We start from the raw sequence: 1692 nt of genomic DNA on the forward strand, positions 1-1692 counted from the left end.
CAGCGGAACATCCTGTCCCACCCAACCGCCAAGATCAAATGTTACGACCGGCTGAACCTGCCCTGCCGTCGGCGGAGCATTTGTTATGGCGTGTTCCATGCCAGACAACCAGCGTCGGCACCTCAGCTCTTGCTGGCCTCCTTGTCAGGACTATCGAGCGAAGGCTTCGGGGCTCCAGTGAGTCACAGAAAATGGCTGCATGTACTGGCCTTTGCTGTCAAAAGTCCCATTGCCATCTGGGTCAATGAGCCTGTAGTCGATATGTCCGTCATCACCCTTGTCTACGTACGCCACCTTTAGAGCGTCGTTCACGTAGACCAATTGCCCAAAGACCTTCCCTTCTAGGGAACGCTCCTCGTATCGGATTACTTTGCCGGGCCTTATCTCGCGCACAAGCGGTGCCGCCGACACATCGCCGGCACGCAAGAGAGATAGCACGTTCTCGACGTCAGAACCTGCTGGCACGGGTCGCACTTCTTCCTTCACGCCGTACGGATTAATCTCCAGCTTGGATGGCACTCGAAGTTCCGCTACACCGTCTATCGTGTCGCCATTGCGTTCAACAATTTTTATTCCGAAGTGCACGACTTCCTCAGTAATCCCCGACGGTGGCACGTCTGCACTACTCGCCACCAGGGAAAAATACTTTGCAGCAAAGTAGAACGGTACGTCGTCGCGAGAGAGAGCGACCACTGGCGCCTCGACGACGATGATCCTAATCCGCAGCGTATCGACCGGCTCAATAACGGTATAGTTTTCGTCCTTTTCGATCACCTCCAGTGGCTTCTCATAAATTAGAGTATGGCCAGACGGGTCGATCTTCGGCCTCCCTTTCCCCTGGACATTCAGGCCGGCAGGATATTGAACCGTCATTTTTGCGCCATCTATTGACCGGTCTCCGACATTTCTGATTGCTATTGCTAGGGGCACGTCGATGTACCCCTTCTCCAAATCTTCTGTCGACGCACCGATCGAGAATCCGTCCCCAATCTTGAATGTCCCGTCGCTTCCTCGACTGTAGAAGGTCATCTCGATCCGAGGCACAGGGTCTGGCCATACCCACGCCATAACCGTTGCAGCGGCAGTGATTACGCCAAGAATGGCGCTCCAACGAGCAACTAGCTTGGCTGGCCGACTATTGTCAGACCCGCCTCCCAGCAGCCATTGCCGAAGCCTGACACGGGCACTAACGCCCTCTCGCCGAGAACCCACGTTTCCAGACTATGTCCATACGCGCAAAAATCGACTGGTCAAACGGACCGTCCTCGGCCTCGACCTGGACGACCCCCTATCCCATGAACAACAGCACCTGCGGCGGTAGGTCGCTTACTGGCGCGTCCGCTCCGGCCGAGAGCCGCAGCGGGCTGCGGAGTTCATGGCGCGGCGGTGCGTGCCCACCAGCATGGTGAGGGGCGGCATGATGGCTGGATGGCGGCAGTAGAGGTGTGGTTTTTGGGTGGACCGGTCGACGGGAGACTGATGCCAGTGGAGGTCACCGCGGACGGCAGCCCGCCGGCGATGATGATGCTGCTGCTGCCCCAGGTCGGTCTCTATGTCGGGGCGCGCGATACCCCGGCGCCCGCGACCGAGCACGTCTACGTCCTGGCCGGCCAGATCGATGACCTAGTACCAACGCCGTTCAGTTAGGGCGGCGGTCGGCGTGTCAAGGTGTGCCTGAGACGTGAAGCAGCG

At 58.4% G+C, this 1692-nt stretch carries 2 protein-coding genes; one reads left to right on the top strand and one right to left on the bottom strand.

The features are described 5' to 3' along the window. Window positions 1–150 precede the first annotated feature (150 nt). The gene (locus tag ACFOYX_RS28000) at window positions 151–1029 is read right to left on the bottom strand and encodes a hypothetical protein (RefSeq protein WP_322444137.1); all 879 of its coding nucleotides are present in this window, start codon (window positions 1027–1029) and stop codon (window positions 151–153) included. 399 nt (window positions 1030–1428) lie between these two features. On the opposite strand from ACFOYX_RS28000, the gene ACFOYX_RS28005 reads away from it, so the two are divergent. Further along, the gene (locus ACFOYX_RS28005; protein WP_322444136.1) at window positions 1429–1647 is read left to right on the top strand and encodes a hypothetical protein; all 219 of its coding nucleotides are present in this window, start codon (window positions 1429–1431) and stop codon (window positions 1645–1647) included. The last annotated feature ends 45 nt before the right edge of the window (window positions 1648–1692 follow it).

It is taken from the genome of Micromonospora sp. GCM10011541 (assembly GCF_042650725.1).
Taxonomy (GTDB): Bacteria; Actinomycetota; Actinomycetes; order Mycobacteriales; family Micromonosporaceae; genus Micromonospora; species Micromonospora sicca.

Bases quoted from the DNA above. Each gene is read 5' to 3' on its own strand.
- ACFOYX_RS28000 (WP_322444137.1), bottom strand. From the start codon at position 1,029: ATGACCTTCTACAGTCGAGGAAGCGACGGGACATTCAAGATTGGGGAC.
- ACFOYX_RS28005 (WP_322444136.1), top strand. From the start codon at position 1,429: ATGGCGGCAGTAGAGGTGTGGTTTTTGGGTGGACCGGTCGACGGGAGA.